The organism is Enterobacter sp. JMULE2, from assembly GCF_013337145.1.
In the GTDB taxonomy this organism is placed as follows: domain Bacteria; phylum Pseudomonadota; class Gammaproteobacteria; order Enterobacterales; family Enterobacteriaceae; genus Enterobacter; species Enterobacter mori.
The window spans coordinates 144,956-161,077 of sequence record NZ_SGWD01000013.1 but is presented as its reverse complement, the minus strand read 5'-3'; the positions used below and the strand labels follow the sequence as shown (position 1 = coordinate 161,077).

14 protein-coding genes are annotated in these 16,122 nt (G+C 60.1%); 5 read left to right on the top strand and 9 right to left on the bottom strand.

Features of this window, described 5'->3' with window-relative positions:
• Positions 1–11: 11 nt before the first annotated feature.
• The 4 genes from EXW94_RS12995 to EXW94_RS12980 all read left to right on the top strand — a co-directional run bounded on the left by EXW94_RS12995 (position 12) and on the right by EXW94_RS12980 (position 5,122).
• Complete coding sequence (locus tag EXW94_RS12995; RefSeq protein ID WP_010436871.1) at positions 12–560, top strand: helix-turn-helix domain-containing protein; 549 nt, start codon at positions 12–14, stop codon at positions 558–560.
• Between the two features lie 17 nt (positions 561–577).
• Entirely contained in the window at positions 578–1,573 is a 996-nt protein-coding gene (locus tag EXW94_RS12990; RefSeq protein ID WP_059311778.1) for a LacI family DNA-binding transcriptional regulator, read from the top strand.
• A gap of 103 nt (positions 1,574–1,676) precedes the next feature.
• A complete protein-coding gene (locus EXW94_RS12985) occupies positions 1,677–3,800 on the top strand; it encodes an alpha-galactosidase (protein WP_174340277.1) in 2,124 nt (707 codons plus the stop codon).
• Positions 3,801–3,844: 44 nt separating this feature from the next.
• Complete coding sequence (locus EXW94_RS12980; RefSeq protein WP_042716414.1) at positions 3,845–5,122, top strand: MFS transporter; 1,278 nt, start codon at positions 3,845–3,847, stop codon at positions 5,120–5,122.
• On the opposite strand, the gene rhaM is transcribed toward EXW94_RS12980, so the two are convergent.
• The 9 genes from rhaM to rhaB all read right to left on the bottom strand — a co-directional run bounded on the left by rhaM (position 5,110) and on the right by rhaB (position 14,947).
• On the bottom strand, positions 5,110–5,424 hold the full coding sequence (gene rhaM, locus EXW94_RS12975) for an L-rhamnose mutarotase (RefSeq protein ID WP_003861978.1): 315 nt from the start codon (positions 5,422–5,424) through the stop codon (positions 5,110–5,112). The genes EXW94_RS12980 and rhaM overlap by 13 nt on opposite strands.
• Positions 5,421–6,569, bottom strand: a complete 1,149-nt coding sequence (gene fucO / locus EXW94_RS12970) for a lactaldehyde reductase (RefSeq protein WP_174340276.1) — start codon at positions 6,567–6,569, stop codon at positions 5,421–5,423. Before fucO ends, rhaM begins: the two co-directional genes overlap by 4 nt.
• 97 nt (positions 6,570–6,666) lie before the next feature.
• Positions 6,667–7,674 (bottom strand): ABC transporter permease, encoded by a 1,008-nt coding sequence (locus EXW94_RS12965; RefSeq protein ID WP_174340275.1) that lies wholly within the window; start codon positions 7,672–7,674, stop codon positions 6,667–6,669.
• The gene (locus tag EXW94_RS12960) at positions 7,671–8,675 is read right to left on the bottom strand and encodes an ABC transporter permease (RefSeq protein WP_042716417.1); all 1,005 of its coding nucleotides are present in this window, start codon (positions 8,673–8,675) and stop codon (positions 7,671–7,673) included. The genes EXW94_RS12965 and EXW94_RS12960 overlap by 4 nt, the downstream gene beginning before the upstream one ends.
• On the bottom strand, positions 8,675–10,177 hold the full coding sequence (locus tag EXW94_RS12955) for a sugar ABC transporter ATP-binding protein (RefSeq protein WP_174340274.1): 1,503 nt from the start codon (positions 10,175–10,177) through the stop codon (positions 8,675–8,677). The genes EXW94_RS12960 and EXW94_RS12955 overlap by 1 nt, the downstream gene beginning before the upstream one ends.
• Positions 10,178–10,225: 48 nt before the next feature.
• Positions 10,226–11,212: a rhamnose ABC transporter substrate-binding protein gene (gene rhaS / locus EXW94_RS12950; protein ID WP_010436889.1), complete on the bottom strand. Its 987-nt coding sequence runs from the start codon at positions 11,210–11,212 to the stop codon at positions 10,226–10,228.
• Between the two features lie 82 nt (positions 11,213–11,294).
• Positions 11,295–12,125 (bottom strand): rhamnulose-1-phosphate aldolase, encoded by an 831-nt coding sequence (gene rhaD, locus EXW94_RS12945; protein WP_131635659.1) that lies wholly within the window; start codon positions 12,123–12,125, stop codon positions 11,295–11,297.
• A gap of 96 nt (positions 12,126–12,221) precedes the next feature.
• Positions 12,222–13,481 carry an L-rhamnose isomerase gene (gene rhaA, locus EXW94_RS12940; RefSeq protein ID WP_174340273.1) on the bottom strand — a complete coding sequence of 420 codons (1,260 nt, stop codon included), beginning with the start codon at positions 13,479–13,481 and terminating at the stop codon, positions 12,222–12,224.
• A complete protein-coding gene (gene rhaB, locus EXW94_RS12935) occupies positions 13,478–14,947 on the bottom strand; it encodes a rhamnulokinase (protein ID WP_174340272.1) in 1,470 nt (489 codons plus the stop codon). The genes rhaA and rhaB overlap by 4 nt, the downstream gene beginning before the upstream one ends.
• A 301-nt stretch (positions 14,948–15,248) precedes the next feature.
• Here rhaB and rhaS (EXW94_RS12930) point away from each other — a divergent pair, with 301 nt between their 5' ends.
• The gene (gene rhaS / locus EXW94_RS12930; RefSeq protein ID WP_126816744.1) at positions 15,249–16,085 is read left to right on the top strand and encodes an HTH-type transcriptional activator RhaS; all 837 of its coding nucleotides are present in this window, start codon (positions 15,249–15,251) and stop codon (positions 16,083–16,085) included.
• Positions 16,086–16,122 lie beyond the last annotated feature (37 nt).

Genomic DNA, 16,122 nt, shown 5'->3' with positions numbered 1-16,122 from the left:
AGGGCCGTTTTATGACGCAGCCAATCAGCGTGATCGCCAAAAGCCTGGTGCGAGAACGCCTGCGAACCGGGCTTTCACTGGCGGAAATTGCCCGTCGTGCCGGGATCGCCAAATCCACGCTTTCCCAACTGGAGTCCGGTAACGGTAACCCGAGCCTGGAGACGCTGTGGTCGCTTTGCGTGGCGCTGGATATCCCTTTCGCCCGCCTGCTGGAACCACAGCAGACGACAACACAGGTCATCCGCCGTGGAGAGGGAACGAAGGTCGTTGCCGGGCAGGCTAACTACGAAGCTATTTTGCTGGCGGCGTGTCCGCCGGGCGCGCGGCGCGACATCTATCTGCTGCTCACCCAGCCGGGCGCAGACCGTATATCCCAGCCGCATCCGCCGGGGTCCGTTGAACATATTATTGTGACGCAGGGGCGCGCGCTGGTCGGCCTGATCGACGCAGCGGAAGAGCTCGGCCCGGGGGATTACATCTGTTATCCCGCCGATCTGCCGCATATCTTTAAGGCGCTGGAGCCGGATACGCACGCGCTGCTGGTGGCGGAACAGAACTAACAGAGATACGGAAACTCATGTCGCTTAAAGCCATTGCCAAAGAACTGGGGCTGTCAGTCACCACCGTCAGCCGCGCACTCAACGGATATGACGACGTCTCCGCCGAGACGCGCGCCCGCGTGGAAGCAGAGGCTCAGCGCCGTGGCTACCGACCTAACACCTTCGCCCGCCGCCTCAAGATGGGCAAAATCGACGCCGTCGGGCTGGTGTTCCCCGTGCATCCCGTTCCGCTCAATAATAGCGTTTTTATGGACATGGTCGGCGAAATTAGCCACGAACTGGCACGACATGAAATCGATTTACTGCTGATTGCCGATGATGATTTGGCCGATAAGCACAGCTACATGCGCATGGTGCAGAGCCGCCGCGTGGATGCGCTGATCGTAGCGCACACGCTGGACCACGATCCGCGTCTTGAGCAGCTTCAGGCCGCCGGTTTTCCATTCCTGGCGCTCGGGCGCAGCCACCTCCCGCAGCCGTACGCGTGGTTTGACTTCGACAACTACGCCGGTACGCATCAGGCTACCCGCTGGCTGATCGAGAAAGGCCATCAGCGCATCGCGTTGCTCGGTGAAAGCAACAATCAGGCGTTTATTACCCAGCGTCGTCAGGGCTTTCTCGATGCCCTGCGAGAAGCCGGGCTTTCCAGCGAATGGCTGCGCGCCATGCCGCCGTCGCGCCGCGTGGGGTATGCCACCACCAAAGAGCTTCTCGCTCTGCCGCAGCCGCCCACGGCCATCATTACCGACTGCAACACCCACGGCGACGGCGCGGCGATGGCGCTGGCGCAGATGGGGCGCTTATCCGGCGATAACGCCGTCTCGCTGGTGGTCTACGACGGCCTGCCGCAGGACAGCATTGTCGATATCGACGTAGCGTCAGTCATTCAGTCCACCCGTCAGGGCGTCGGAAAACAGATTGCCGATATGGTGCGCCAGCTGATTAACGGCGACGATATCGAGCAGCTTCAGGTGCTCTGGCAGCCTGAATTTTCTCCGGGCCAGACGGCCTAAACCCACTAAAATTCCAAACCCGATCACAGAACCGAAACGTTTTGGTTTGTATCCGAAACGTTTCGGATCACACTCAGGACATCCCGACGACAGGAGATGTCTGATGCAAGATTCCATTTTTCGACTCGAAAGCAATACGGTAGACGTGGTGGTTAAAACCCACCCGTTCGCCGAAATTCTCTACTGGGGGCCGCACCTTCAGCACTTTTCGCCACACGATGTGCTGAGCATTGCGCGCCCGGTGGCGAACGGCAGGTTGGATGTCGACTCCCCGGTCACGCTGATGGCGGAGCTGGGGCACGGTCTGTTTGGCTCGCCGGGCATTGAGGGGCATCGACAGGGGCTGGACGGCTCCCCGGTGTTCAAAACTACGCAGGTGCAGCAGGCGTTAAACACCCTGACGATTACCGCTGAAGATGAACATGCGGGTCTGCGCCTGACCAGCGAGCTGGCGCTGGACGCCAGCGGCGTGCTGGTGGTGCGTCACGGCCTGACCAATCTGAAAGCGCTGCCGTGGCAGGTGGACCGTTTCGCCGTCACGCTGCCGGTGGCCGAGCGCGCGCAGGAGGTGATGGCCTTCCACGGACGCTGGATCAGAGAATTTCAGCCGCACCGCGTCAGGCTTGAACACGACAGTTTCCTGATTGAAAACCGCCGGGGTAAAACCTCCCACGAGCACTTCCCGGCGCTGATTGCCGGTACGTCGTCGTTTAGCGAAATGCAGGGCGACGTCTGGGGCGTGCATCTGGGCTGGAGCGGCAACCATCGCCTGCGCGCGGAAGCGAAAACCGATGGTCGTCGCTACCTGCAGGCCGAAGCGCTCTACCTGCCGGGGGAAATGGCGGTTGAGGAGGGCGACACGCTCTGGACGCCGCGCCTGTATGCCAGCTACTCCACGCGGGGCCTGAACGGCATGAGCCAGTCGTTCCATCGCTATCTGCGCGATAACGTTATCCGCTTCCCGGAAAACAAACCGCGCCCGGTGCACCTCAATACCTGGGAAGGGATCTACTTCAACCACGACCCGGACTACATCATGCGCATGGCCGACGAGGCCGCGGCGCTTGGGGTGGAACGCTTTATTATCGACGACGGCTGGTTCAAAGGCCGCAACGACGATCATGCCGCGCTGGGCGACTGGTATCTGGACGAAAAAAAATACCCGAACGGCCTGACGCCGGTGATTGACCACGTCAAACGGCTCGGCATGGAGTTTGGCATCTGGGTTGAGCCGGAGATGATCAACCCGGATTCCGATCTGTACCGCGCGCACCCTGACTGGGTGTTGGCGCTGCCGGGCTACGCCCGGGCGACCGGGCGTCATCAGCTGGTGCTCAACCTGAACATACCCGAAGCCTTTGACTACCTCGTGGAGCGCATGAGCTGGCTGCTGGGCGAACACGCGGTCGACTACGTGAAATGGGACATGAACCGCGAGCTGGTGCAGCCGGGACACAAGGGTAAAGCCGCCGCCGACGCGCAGACCCGCCAGTTTTACCGCCTGCTGGACGTGCTGGGTGAGCGCTTCCCGCACATTGAGTTTGAATCCTGCTCGTCGGGTGGCGGGCGTATTGATTACGAAGTGCTGACCCGCAGCCACCGCTTCTGGGCGTCCGACAACAACGACGCGCTGGAGCGGAACACCATCCAGCGCGGCATGAGCTACTTCTTCCCGCCGGAGGTGATGGGCGCGCATATCGGTCATCATAAATGCCACGCCACCTTCCGCCAGCATAGCATCCAGTTTCGCGGGCTGACGGCCCTGTTTGGCCATATGGGGCTGGAGCTGGATCCGCTTACCGTCGATGAAGATGAACGCGAAGGCTATCGGCACTACGCCGCGCTGCACAAGCAGTGGCGCGAGGTGATCCACCATGGTACCCAGTGGCGTATGGATATGCCGGACGCTACCACCCTGGCACAGGGTATTGTGAGCAAAGACAAAGCGCAGGGGCTGTTTATGGTCAGCCAGCTTGCGATGCCGGATTACACCCTGTTGATGCCGCTGCGCATGCCGGGGTTAGACGCCAGCGCGCAGTACCGCATCACGCTGCTCGATCACCCGAACATCCAGATTACGGGCGAGGGTGGACACACCATGCGCAAGCTGCCTTCGTGGATGGAAGCGCCGCAAACGGTGAGCGGCGAGTGGCTGATGCAGGCGGGTATTGCGCTGCCGATTCTGGACCCGGAGACCGCCATTTTGATTGGTGTGGAACGCGTGTAAGGTTGAAGGGCCGGGCAGCCGGCCCTCCGTTGAGGATAAAAATAATGAACACAACAACCTGTACCCACAAAGACAACCCTAACTTCTGGATCTTCGGGCTGTTCTTCTTTCTCTACTTCTTCATCATGGCCACCTGCTTTCCGTTTCTGCCGATCTGGCTGTCGGACATCATCGGCCTGAATAAAACCCATACCGGGATTGTCTTCTCCTGCATCTCGCTGTCGGCCATCGCCTTCCAGCCGGTGCTGGGGGTGATTTCGGACAAGCTTGGGCTGAAAAAACACCTGCTGTGGATCATCGCGGTGCTGCTGTTCCTGTTCGCGCCGTTCTTCCTGTACGTCTTCGCGCCGCTGCTGAAAACCAATATCTGGCTGGGCGCGCTGAGCGGCGGGCTGTATATCGGCTTTGTCTTCTCGGCGGGATCGGGGGCAATTGAGGCCTACATTGAGCGCGTGAGCCGCAACAGCTTCTTCGAATACGGCAAGGCGCGCATGTTCGGCTGTCTCGGCTGGGGGCTATGCGCCTCAACGGGCGGCATCCTTTTTGGCATCGATCCGTCGTACGTTTTCTGGATGGGCTCGGGAGCAGCGCTGTTGCTGATGCTGCTGCTGGTCGTTGCGAAGCCGAAGCCCAACCAGACGGCGCAGGTCATGAACGCCCTGGGCGCAAACCAGCCGCAGATCACTGCCAAAACCGTGTTCAACCTGTTCCGCCAGCGCAGAATGTGGATGTTCATTCTGTACGTGATTGGCGTGGCCTGCGTGTATGACGTTTTCGACCAGCAGTTTGCCACCTTCTTTAAAACCTTCTTCGCCACGCCGCAGGAAGGTACCCGCGCCTTTGGCTTTGCCACCACGGCGGGGGAAATCTGCAACGCCATCATCATGTTCTGCTCGCCGTGGATCATTAACCGCATCGGCGCGAAAAACACGCTGCTGATCGCCGGGGTGATTATGGCGACGCGCATTATCGGCTCGTCGTTCGCTACCACCGCCGTGGAGGTGATTGCCCTCAAGATGCTGCACGCGCTGGAGGTCCCGTTCCTGCTGGTGGGCGCATTCAAGTACATTACGGGCGTGTTTGATACGCGGCTTTCGGCCACCATTTACCTGATTGGCTTCCAGTTTGCCAAACAGTCGGCGGCGATTTTTCTCTCCGCCTTTGCCGGGAATATGTATGACCGGATCGGCTTCCAGGAGACGTACCTGATGCTGGGCTGCTTCGTGCTGGCGATAACGGTGGTGTCGGCGTTTACGCTGAGTGGCAGGCGGGAGATTGCTGCCGCCTCGGGGGCAGCAGCGTTAACACATCAGTCCAGGTAAAACACCTCTTCCAGCTCCGCACTCACCGGGCTGTTATCCGGGTTCGACGGCATAACGTCACCCATATGCTTCCACCAGCGCTGGCAGACGTCGGTATTCGCTACCGCGTTCCAGCGCTCCTCCGATTCAATCTCCACGGTGGCAAACAGCAGGTTGCGGGCTTTGTCGAGATAGATGGCGTAGTGGTGCGCGCCGTGGGCTTTCAGCACCGCTTCCAGCTCGGGCCAGATAGGGTTGTGGCGGCGCGCGTACTCCTCGTGCGCGTCCGGGTTTACCTGCATCACAAAGGCTTTGCGGATCATAGTGCCTCCAGGTACAGCTCGCGGACCTCATCGCGGCTGGCGGTGCGCGGGTTACACGGCGCGCACGGGTCGGCGAGGGCTTTATCCAGCCAGCTTTCGATGTCCGCTTTGGTCACGCCGAGCTTGCTGAAGCCGGACGGAATGCCGACGCGAGCGCTCAGGTCGCGAATCGCCTGAATGGCCGACATGCTGGCGGCTTCGTCGCTCATCCCCTGCGTATCGACGCCCATCGCCTGCGCCACGCGGGCAAAACGTGCGACCGCGTGCGGACGGTTAAAGTTTTCGATGATCGGCAGCAGGATGGCGTTGCACACGCCGTGCGGCAGGTTGTGCGTCGCGCCCGGCTGGTGCGCCAGGGCGTGAACGAGGCCAAGGCCCGCACTGTTAAACGCCATGCCTGCCAGATACTGACCAAACGCCATCTGCTCACGCGCTTCAAGGTGATGACCGTCTTCGACTGCTTTCGGCAGCCACAGGTTGATCAGGCGAATCGCTTCCAGCGCGTTGGCATCAGTGAGCGGGTGCGCGCCGACGGACACGTAGGCTTCAATCGCATGAGTCAACGCATCCATGCCGGTTGCGGCGGTCACGGAGGCGGGAATATCGAGCATCACGCTGGCATCGTCCACGGCGATATCAGGAATGATGTTCGGATCGATAATCACCTCTTTCACCTGCCGCGCGGAGTCGATGATCACCGCGTTGCTGGTCATCTCCGCCGCCGTGCCTGCGGTGGTGTTGATCGCCACCAGCGGCACGCCCGCGTTTTTTACTTTGCCGACGCCGGAGTAATCGGTTGACGGACCGGGATTAGCGGTGAGGATTTTGATCGCCTTGGCGGTATCAATCGGGCTGCCGCCGCCGAAGGCAATCACGTAATCACACTCCGCGTCCTGATATGCCGCATAGCCTTTCTGCACCAGCGCTTCCGTTGGGTTCGGGAAGACCTCATCGAACAGGTGATACGACATCTGATGGGCATCCAGCGCGTTAAACAGGCTGTCGAGCAGGCCGAGTTTTACCAGCTGACCGTCGGTGACAACCAGCGCCTTTCCCCACTGCTTGCTCGCCACCAGGTTGACCATATCGCCGATTGCGCCCGCGCCGTGCAGGCTGATTTTTGGCAGTGCCAACATAAAGCTCATGATAATTCTCCTTAATTACTGTGATTTTTATGCCCGGCGGCGCTGCGCTTGCGCGGGCCTACGGTTAAGTAGGCCGGGTAAACGCAGTGCCACCCGGCTATGAGATCCGTCTTCGCTGCATTACCCGGCGGGTAATAATCGGCAGCGAAATCACCACGATCAGCATCGCGCCGATAATCACCGACATCACGATGCCGGGCACGTTGAGCAGGCTCAGGCCAAAGGTCACCAGTCCCATCAGGAAGGCGGCGATAATCACGCCCACCATGCTGCCGGACCCGCCGAGAATATTGACGCCGCCGAGCACCGCCATCGTCACCACCGCCAGCTCCCAGCCCATCGCAATCGTCGGGCGGGTGCTGCCCAGGCGCGAGGTGAGCAGCACTGACGCCAGGCCGGACATCAGCCCCACCAGTGCGAACAGGATCAGGTTGTGGCGCTTAACGTTGATGCCGGAATACCACGCGCCGGTCGGGTTATTGCCGATGGCGTAGGTGCGGCGGCCAAAGTTGGTGCGGTGCAGCACAAAGGCAAACACCGCGGCCAGCACGATAAACAGCGCGAACTCAAACGATAGCGCGCCCCAGACGTAGCCCTGGCCGAACCAGGCGAAGCTTTCCGGGTAGCTGTTCAGCGCCTTATCGCCGAGCAGGATGTAGGTGATCCCGCGGTACAGGCTCATGGTGCCGATGGTGATAACGATGGACGACAGGTTGAAGCGCGTCACCAGAATGCCGTTGAACAGTCCGCACAGCAGCCCCACGCCCAGTCCGACGCAGACCAGCAGCGGCGTATCCACGCCCGCCGCCGCGCAGAAGCCCATCATCGTGGAGCTAAGCGCAATGGTGGATGCCACCGACAGGTCAATTTCCCGGGCGATAATCAGCATCGCCATCGGCAACACGATGATCGCTTTTTCGGTGAAGTTGAACGTCGCGTCGGAGAGATTCCAGACGTTGAGGAAGTAGGGCGAGGCCAGTGCATTCACCACGAATACCGCCAGCGTCACCGCCAGCAGGAAGCCTTCCCAGCACAGCAGGCGCTGGAAAATGCCCGGCACAGCAGGCACGTTTTTGATCTCTTCAGAGGCCATCATTTTGCTCATGATTTCACCGCCAGTTTCTGACGTGCCAGAGCCGCGTCGCGCAGAATCAGCCGTCCTTTACGCCTGTTGCTGCGTTCGTTCAGCAGCACCGCAATGACGATCACCGTGCCGGAAATTGCCATTTGCCAGAACGGGGAGACGCCGATCACCGGCAGGGCGTTGTTTATCACGCCGAGGAACAGCGCGCCGAACAGGCAGCCGAGTACGCGCCCGGTCCCGCCCATGGTGCTGATGCCGCCAATCACGCAGGCGGCGACGACCTGCAGCTCAAAGCCATTCGCCACGTCGACATAGGCCACGGCGAAACGGGAAATCCACAGATACCCGCAGAACCCGGCCAACAGCCCGGAGAGGCAGAAGCTGACAAACTGCATTTTCCCGGCGTTGATCCCGGTGTAGTACGCCGCCGTAGCGTTGCCGCCCGCGGTATACAGCGCCCGTCCTGTACGGCTGTAGCGCAGGAAGTAGCCCACCAGCAGCAGCGCGGCGACGGCGCACCAGCTCAGGACCGGCAGGCCCAGCACGGAGGCGCGCGGCAGGCCGAGAAAGTCCGCGCCCATCTGGTTGGCGTTCACCCAGCCGCCGCCGGAGAGCAAAAAGATAATCCCGCGGTAGATGCTCATGGTGCCGAGCGTTACCACAATCGCCGGAATGCCCAGCTTCCACACCAGCAGGCCGTTAATCGCGCCCATCAGCAGCCCGAGCGCGCTGGCGAGGATCAGCAGTGCCCAGACCGGCACGTCCGGGTAATGGACGTTAATCAGAGCGACAATCATCCCGGTCAGCGCCAGATTGGCCGCCATCGACAGGTCGATACCTTTGGTGAGCAGCACCATCATCTGCCCGAGCGCGAGGACGATCAGAATGGAAGTGTCGTTAAACATCTCAACCAGGTTACCCGGTGTGATAAACGACGGCACGCGGCTGCCGATGGCGATGACCATCAGCACAATCACCGCGCCCAGCAGGGCTTCGCGGTGTTTTAACAGCGAGTTAAGCATTATGCCGCCTCCTGTTTTGCACCGCTGGCGGCGCTGACGATGGTTTCCGCCGTCGCGTCACCCGCCCGGTATTCGGCCACCATCAGCCCTTCGTGCATCACGATGATGCGGTCCGCCATGCCCATCACTTCCGGCAGTTCGGAGGAGACCATAATCACCGCCAGCCCCTGGCCGACCAGCTCTGACATAAATTGATGAACGGCTGCCTTTGAGCCGATATCAATGCCTTTTGTCGGCTCATCGAGGATGATCACGTCAGGATGCGTTGCCAGCCACTTACCGATAACCACCTTTTGCTGGTTGCCGCCGGAGAGGGTATCCACCGCCTGTTTCCAGCTAAAGGCTTTCACCTGCAGGCGTTTGGTGTATTCATCCGCCAGCCGCCATTCGCGGTCGTCGTGCAGCACGCCGTTCGGGTTGAGCTTGCCAAGCTGCGGCAGGCTGATGTTTTGGGCAATGGACAGTTCGATAATCGCGCCCTGCTTCTGCCGCTCTTCCGGCACGCAGACGATACCGGCTTTGATCGCATCCGCAGGCTGGCGGAAGCGCCGGGCCTGACCGTTAAGAATAATTTCGCCTGACGATGGCCGCGTGACGCCGGAAAGCGCCTGCATCAGCTCGGTACGCCCGGCGCCCACCAGCCCGTAGAAGCCGAGGATTTCCCCTTTACGCAGGGAGAAGGAGATATTGGCGAACTCGGTCGGGTGGCAGAGATTTTTTACCTCCAGCACCGTCTCGCCTTTTTCGCACGCCACCTTCGGGAAGGTCTGGGTGATGGCGCGCCCGACCATCATCGATACCATCCGCTCCTCGGTTATCCCACTCATCGCGCCTTCTCCGACGAACACGCCGTCGCGCAAAATGGTGTAGTGATCGGCAAGCTCAAAAATCTCGTCGAACTTGTGGGAGATAAACAGGATGGCCTTGCCCTCCTGCTTCAGGCGCTCAACGATTTGGTAAAACTCGAGGATTTCGTGCTGTGACAGCGCCGCTGTAGGCTCATCAAGAATAACCACCTGCGCATCAAACGACAGCGCGCGGGCGATGGCGACCATGTGGCGCTGGGCGATGCTCAGGGTTTTTAGCGTCGCGCGCGGGTCGATTTGCACCTCAAGGCGGGTGAGGATCGCCTGCGCCCGGCGGTGCATCTCCGGCCAGTCGAGCGTTTTCAGAAAGCCTTTGTAGAGGTACTGCCCGACAAAGATATTTTCGGTGACCGAGAGTTCATCGAACAGGACGGTTTCCTGATGAATAGCGGTAATGCCGATCTTATGCGCCGAGTCCGGCGTCGGGAGGTGAACGGGGATCGCCTTGTAGAGGATTTCGCCCTCGTCCGGCTGGTAAATGCCGGTCATCACTTTAACCAGCGTCGACTTGCCCGCGCCGTTTTCGCCGATAAGCGCCGTCACTTTGCCGGGCCAGAGCGCAAGCTGCACGTTCTCAAGGGCACGCACGCCGGGGAACACCTTGGTGATGCCAGAAAGCTGTAGTAATGGGGTCATGATAGTTCTCCGTAGTATTCCCTCTCCCCTCGGGAGAGGGGGAAAGGATCAAAAGATCTTTGAGAACTTATCAATATTGCTGGCATCGTAGACGAACGGCTCGGCCATCGCCCCGTTACCGTCGGCATCCAGCTTCACTTTGCCCAGCTTGCCCATGCTGGCCTCGCCCTTCGTGGCGGTGCCTTTCACCAGATCGTCTGCTAAATAGGTTGCCGCATAGCCCAGGTCAATCGGGTTCCAGATGGCAAAGCTTTTGCTCGCCCCGGATTTCACCGCGCCCGCCATTTCAGACGGCAGGCCTAACCCGGTGACGTACACTTTGCCGATCTTGCCCTGGTCTTTCACCGCCTGCGCCGCAGCGACAATGCCCACGGACGACGGTGAAACGATCACTTTCAAATCAGGGTAGGTTTTCAGAAGGCCGACTGCCTCGCGGTAGCTTTTATCAGAGAGATCGTCGCCGTAGGCCACGGTCACCAGATTGACGGACGGGTACTTCGGCAGCACCTTTTTCATCTCCGCAATCCAGGTGTTCTGGTTTGTTGATGTTGGCGTGGCGCTCAGCACCGCAACGTCGCCTTTCTCGACGTTCAGCGCCTTCAGCGCGTCGGCGGCGAGCTTGACGTTGGTTTCACCAATCAGGGCGTTATTGGACGGGTTCAGGTGGATCTGACGCCCGGCTTTCGCTACGCCAGAATCCCACGACACCACCTTGATGCCGCGCTGCATCGCTTTTTTCAGTACTGGGACTAAGGCGTCCGGATCGTTCGCGGAAATCGCGATCGCATCCACGCCCTGGGCGATCAGTCCGTTCAGCACCTCGATCTGCGCTTCTGCCGTGGTGGTGGTCGGGCCGGTATAAATCACTTTTACATCGCCTAACTCTTTGGCCGCCTCCTGCGCGCCGACGTTCGCTGCTTCGAAGAATCCATTCCCTAAGGACTTCGCCACCAGGGCGATTTTCACTTCTGCTAAAGCGGAACCGGACAACGCCAGAGCGGCAACGGTGAGGATCAAGCTTGTCTTTATTTTCATTGCTTTTACTCCACTGACTTGAGTTAGTTGTAGGGATTGCAGGTGGTTTTCGCCCCGTCTCGGTGAGCGGGGCGCGATGTTGTTATGGGTACAGATCTAACGCGGACTGCATCGGGGTGACGCCAAAGCGTTTGCCCAGGGCGATCAGCTCTTCCCGGGTGATGGTCTGCTTCATGCCGCCCATGGAATAGACCTTCACCAGCACCTCCGCGGATTTCTCGGCGGTGTCGATCAGGCCAAAGGTTTCATCAAGCGTAGGGCCGCTGCCGAAGACGCCGTGGAACGGCCACAGCACCAGTGAATGTTTTTGCATATCCACGGCGGTTGCCTGACCAATTTCGTCGGTACCTGGCACCATCCACGGCAGAATGCCGACGCCGTCCGGGAACACCACCAGACACTCGGTGCTGCCTTCCCACAGTTTGCGGGTGAAGAAATCAGAATTGTTTTCCAGCACGTAGGTCAGGGCGATCAGGTTGGTGGCGTGGCAGTGCATGATCACGCGGTCCTTGCCATTGGTCGCCTTGATGCGCTCGCAGTGGGAGAGGAAGTGCGCCGGCAGTTCAGAGGTTGGCACTGCTTCGTCCGTCAGCCCCCACAGAATGTGGTAGCCCGCGCCGTCGCTGTCCACCTTCACCACGCCGAGGTTGGCCTGCGGGTCGAGCTGGACGTTACGGAAAAACTTCCCGGAACCGGTGACGATAAACGGTGTGTTGGCGAGCAGCGGCATCGGCTGGCTCAGCGCGATATAGCGCGGCTTTTGGTGGAAATCGGCCGCGAAGGGTTCGATATCCGCGTCGTCCAGGCGCAGCGTCAGGTTGCCGCCGTTGCGCTCGTCCCAACCCTTCAGCCAGGCGTCAGAGGTGGCTTTGATCATGCCCTGGACGAACCAGGAAGTGGTGATGGTCTGCATTCTGTGTTTCCTTTGAAAATGCCGGGTGGCGCTACGCTTACCCGGCCTACTCTTACCTGTAGGCCCGGCAAGCAACGCGCCGCCGGGCAATGTTTTTTACTGACGAGCGGCGAGAACGTCTTTCTCATACGCCCGCACGTTGTCCAGCCACTGGCTGCCCGCAGGCGCGTCGTTACGCTGGCAGTACATTTCCCACACCGCCTGCCACGGCAGGGATTTCTGCTCTTCCAGCAGCGCCAGACGCGCGGTGTAATCGCCGTTAACCTCCAGCTGTTTCAGCGCGGCGACAGGCTCCAGCAGCGCGCGCAGCAGGGCTTTCTTCATGTTACGGGTGCCGATAACCCACGCTGCGATGCGGTTGATGGAGGCATCGAAGAAGTCGAGGCCGATGTGGACGCGGTCAAAGAGGTCGTGGCGGATGATTTCGCTCGCAATCGCCTGGGTTTCATCATCCAGCAGCACCACGTGGTCGCTGTCCCAGCGTACCGGGCGGCTGACGTGCAGCAGCAGGCGCGGCACGTAGAGCATGGCAGCGGAGATTTTGTCGGAGATCACCTCGGTCGGATGGAAGTGACCGGCATCCAGGCACAGCGCGGTCTGGCGGCTGGTGGCGTACCCCATGTAGAACTCGTTCGAGCCGACGGTGTAGCTCTCGGCGCCAATGCCGAACAGCTTGCTCTCCACGGCGTCGATGTGGTGCGCCGGGTCCAGCTTCTCGCTGATGGCCTCATCCAGCGCGGCCAGCAGGCGCTGGCGCGGAGCCAGACGGTCGACGGTGATGTCCTTCATGCCGTCCGGGATCCAGATGTTCATCACCGAAGGTGTGCCGAGCTGCTCGCCAAAGTACGCAGACACGCGGCGGCTGGCCTTCACGTGTTCGATCCAGAACTGACGGATTTCATCGTCCGCGTGGGCGAGGGTAAAACCGTCCGCGCTCAGCGGATGCGAGAAGCAGGACGGGTTGAAATCCAGGCCCAGCTTATTGGCTTTTGCCCACTCCACCCAGTTCCTAAAGTGTTCCGGTTTGATTTCGTTGCGCGCCACCGGCTCGTCGGATTCGAGGTAAATCGCGTGCAGGTTCAGGCGCTTTGGCCCCGGGATCAGGCTCAGGGCCAGCTCCAGGTCGGCGCGCAGCTCGGTCGCGTTACGCGCTTTGCCCGGATAATTACCCGTGGCCTGAATACCACCCGTCAGGGAACCGCCCGGGTTCTCGAAACCGGCGACGTCATCGCCCTGCCAGCAGTGCATAGAGACGGGAAGACGGTCGAGCTGGCGCAGGGCCTCTTCGACATCCACGCCGACGGCGGCGAAACGCTGTTTAGCCAGGTCCCAGGCTTGTTCTAATTGAGTGGTCATGCGCAAAGCTCCTTAGTCAGTCGTTTTTGCTGAAACTGCGCCCGGTAGCGGGCAATCTCATGGCAGGGATTGGGGGTGAAGGTGGTCAGGCTGGCGTTCGCCGCCACCACCGAACGGAAGTCGTCAACGTTGGAGAGTTCGTCCAGCGTCATCAGCTGAATGCCGATATTGCCGAGCGTGGAAGCCTCTACAGGGCCCGCCACCACGGTGATGCCGCAGGCATCCGCGCAAAGCTGGTTCAGCAGCTGGTTCTGACAGCCGCCGCCCACGATGTGCAGCTGGCTGAACGGCTTGCCGCGCAGATCGGCTAGCTCGCTGAGGATGTCGGCATACAGCAGGGCGAGGCTGTCAAAAATGCAGCGCGCGAGCTCTGCCGGGCTGGACGGCACCGGCTGCCCGGCGGCGAAACAGGCGGTCTGGATTTCGGCGCTCATGTGCGCCGGGTTGATAAAGCGGTTATCGTTCGGGTTGATCAGGAAGGTGCAGGCCTTCAGCGTTTCGGTCTCCGCGATAAGCGCAGGCAGGTCGGTAACGTTTTGCTCTTTCAGCACGCGCTGGAGCAGCCACAGGCCCATGATATTTTTCAGCACGCGATAGCGCCCTTCCGCACCACCTTCGTTAGTGATGTTCGCCGCCATCGCAGCATCGCTGGTGTACGGCGTTTTGCTCTCAAAGCCCATCAGCGACCAGGTGCCGGAAGAAAGGTATGCCGCGTCTTTGCTGGCGAGCGGCGAGGCAATGACCGCGCTGGCGGTATCGTGGCTGGCGACGGCAACGACGGGGATTTCATTCCCCTGGGGGCAAATCCACTGACCGATCACATTTCCGGGGTGCGTTGGCGTGCCGAACCAGGATGGCGATGCGCCCGTCCACGCCAGCAGGTTTTCGTCCCAGTTATCGGTGTTGATGTTCACCAGTTGGGTGGTGGTGGCGTTGGTGTATTCCCAGTTCATATTGCCGGTCAGGCGGTAGCTCAGGTAATCCGGGATCAGCAGCGCGTGGGCCACGTTCGTGACCAGCTCCGGCTGCTGCTCGACGAGAGCGCGCAGCTGGTACAGCGTGTTAAACGGCAGAAACTGAATGCCGCTGCGCCCGTAGATGTTGTCCTTGCCAAGCTGGGCGATGGCGTGCGCCATCAGGCCGTCGGTACGGCTGTCGCGGTAGGAGACGGGCAGGCCGACGCGCTCGCCGTTACCGTCCAGCAGCACATAGTCCACGCCCCAGGTATCAATACCGATGCTGTCGATACGAATGCCGTCGTTGCAGACGTTGTTCAGCCCGGTGCGGATCTCCGCCTCCAGGGCATCGATATCCCAGGTCTCAACACCGTCCTGCTTTTTCAGGCAGTTGGCGAAACGGTGCATTTCGCGAAGCGAAAGTGTGCGCTGGCTACAGTCCCAGGTGGCGAGCATTACGCGGCCGCTGGAAGCGCCTAAATCAACAGCGACACAATGGCGAAAAGTCATGGTCGGATCCTTTCTTAATTCATTAGCGGTGAGTGTAAGAAAGGGAAGAAAAAGGCACCTTCTCGCCACTGACAGGCCAAATCCGGCGCTGGCAAGAAAGCAAAGATGAACGTGAGGGAGTTCACAGTTTCCAGTAATAGCGGGGTTTTCAGGCAGTGTGACGCTTACCGCATTTCCCGATCTTTCCGCCGGTTTCTTGAAAAACGGACAGCTTTTGCGAGGTTTGCTGCCGAAAATTTAAGGTGAGGGCGCAAGGCCTTAATTACTATTTTGAGAACATTTCTCATTGGTGGGGGCCGTTATGACCGTACTACACAGCGTGGATTTTTTCCCTGCAGGAGGGTCGCCCGTCGCGATTGAGCCGCGGCTCCCTCAGGCCGCGTTCCCGGAGCATCATCATGATTTTCATGAGATTGTGATTGTTGAGCACGGGACGGGCATTCACGTGTTTAACGGCCAGCCGTACACCATCAGCGGCGGCACCGTGTGCTTCGTGCGGGACCACGACAGGCACCTGTATGAACATACCGACAACCTGTGCCTGACCAACGTGCTCTATCGTTCCCCGGACGCGTTCCAGTTTCTCTCCGGGCTGAATCAGCTGCTGCCGCAGGAGCAGGACGGACACTATCCGTCGCACTGGCGGGTGAATCAGTCCACGTTGCAGCAGGTGCGTCAGCTGGTGAGCCAGATGGAGCAGAGCGAGGACGGGCCGGAGACGCACGTCATTGCCACCCGCGAGCTGCTGTTTATGCAGCTGCTGGTGCTGCTGCGCCGCAGTAGTCTGGTGGAGGGGCTGGAAAACAACGACGCCCGGCTGAACCATCTGATGGCCTGGCTGGAAGACCATTTCGCCGAAGATGTCTGCTGGGAAACGCTGGCGGATGATTTTTCGCTGTCGCTGCGCACCCTGCATCGCCAGCTGAAGCAGCACACCGGGCTGACGCCCCAGCGCTACCTTAACCGCCTGCGGTTAATCAAAGCGCGTCATCTTTTACGCCATACTGACGAAAGCGTCACGGATATCGCCTATCGCTGCGGTTTCGGCGACAGTAACCACTTTTCGACGCTTTTCCGTCGGGAGTTTAGCTGGTCGCCGCGCGATATTCGTCAGGGAAAAGACGCATTGCTTCAGTAACGCGAGGGCAGTCACCGTTTTATTGCCGCAATAAAGC

Coding starts and splice junctions, on each gene's coding strand:
- EXW94_RS12995 (WP_010436871.1), top strand. CDS start 12: ATGACGCAGCCAATCAGCGTGATCGCCAAAAGCCTGGTGCGAGAACGC.
- EXW94_RS12990 (WP_059311778.1), top strand. CDS start 578: ATGTCGCTTAAAGCCATTGCCAAAGAACTGGGGCTGTCAGTCACCACC.
- EXW94_RS12985 (WP_174340277.1), top strand. CDS start 1,677: ATGCAAGATTCCATTTTTCGACTCGAAAGCAATACGGTAGACGTGGTG.
- EXW94_RS12980 (WP_042716414.1), top strand. CDS start 3,845: ATGAACACAACAACCTGTACCCACAAAGACAACCCTAACTTCTGGATC.
- rhaM (WP_003861978.1), bottom strand. CDS start 5,424: ATGATCCGCAAAGCCTTTGTGATGCAGGTAAACCCGGACGCGCACGAG.
- fucO (WP_174340276.1), bottom strand. CDS start 6,569: ATGAGCTTTATGTTGGCACTGCCAAAAATCAGCCTGCACGGCGCGGGC.
- EXW94_RS12965 (WP_174340275.1), bottom strand. CDS start 7,674: ATGAGCAAAATGATGGCCTCTGAAGAGATCAAAAACGTGCCTGCTGTG.
- EXW94_RS12960 (WP_042716417.1), bottom strand. CDS start 8,675: ATGCTTAACTCGCTGTTAAAACACCGCGAAGCCCTGCTGGGCGCGGTG.
- EXW94_RS12955 (WP_174340274.1), bottom strand. CDS start 10,177: ATGACCCCATTACTACAGCTTTCTGGCATCACCAAGGTGTTCCCCGGC.
- rhaS (WP_010436889.1), bottom strand. CDS start 11,212: ATGAAAATAAAGACAAGCTTGATCCTCACCGTTGCCGCTCTGGCGTTG.
- rhaD (WP_131635659.1), bottom strand. CDS start 12,125: ATGCAGACCATCACCACTTCCTGGTTCGTCCAGGGCATGATCAAAGCC.
- rhaA (WP_174340273.1), bottom strand. CDS start 13,481: ATGACCACTCAATTAGAACAAGCCTGGGACCTGGCTAAACAGCGTTTC.
- rhaB (WP_174340272.1), bottom strand. CDS start 14,947: ATGACTTTTCGCCATTGTGTCGCTGTTGATTTAGGCGCTTCCAGCGGC.
- rhaS (WP_126816744.1), top strand. CDS start 15,249: ATGACCGTACTACACAGCGTGGATTTTTTCCCTGCAGGAGGGTCGCCC.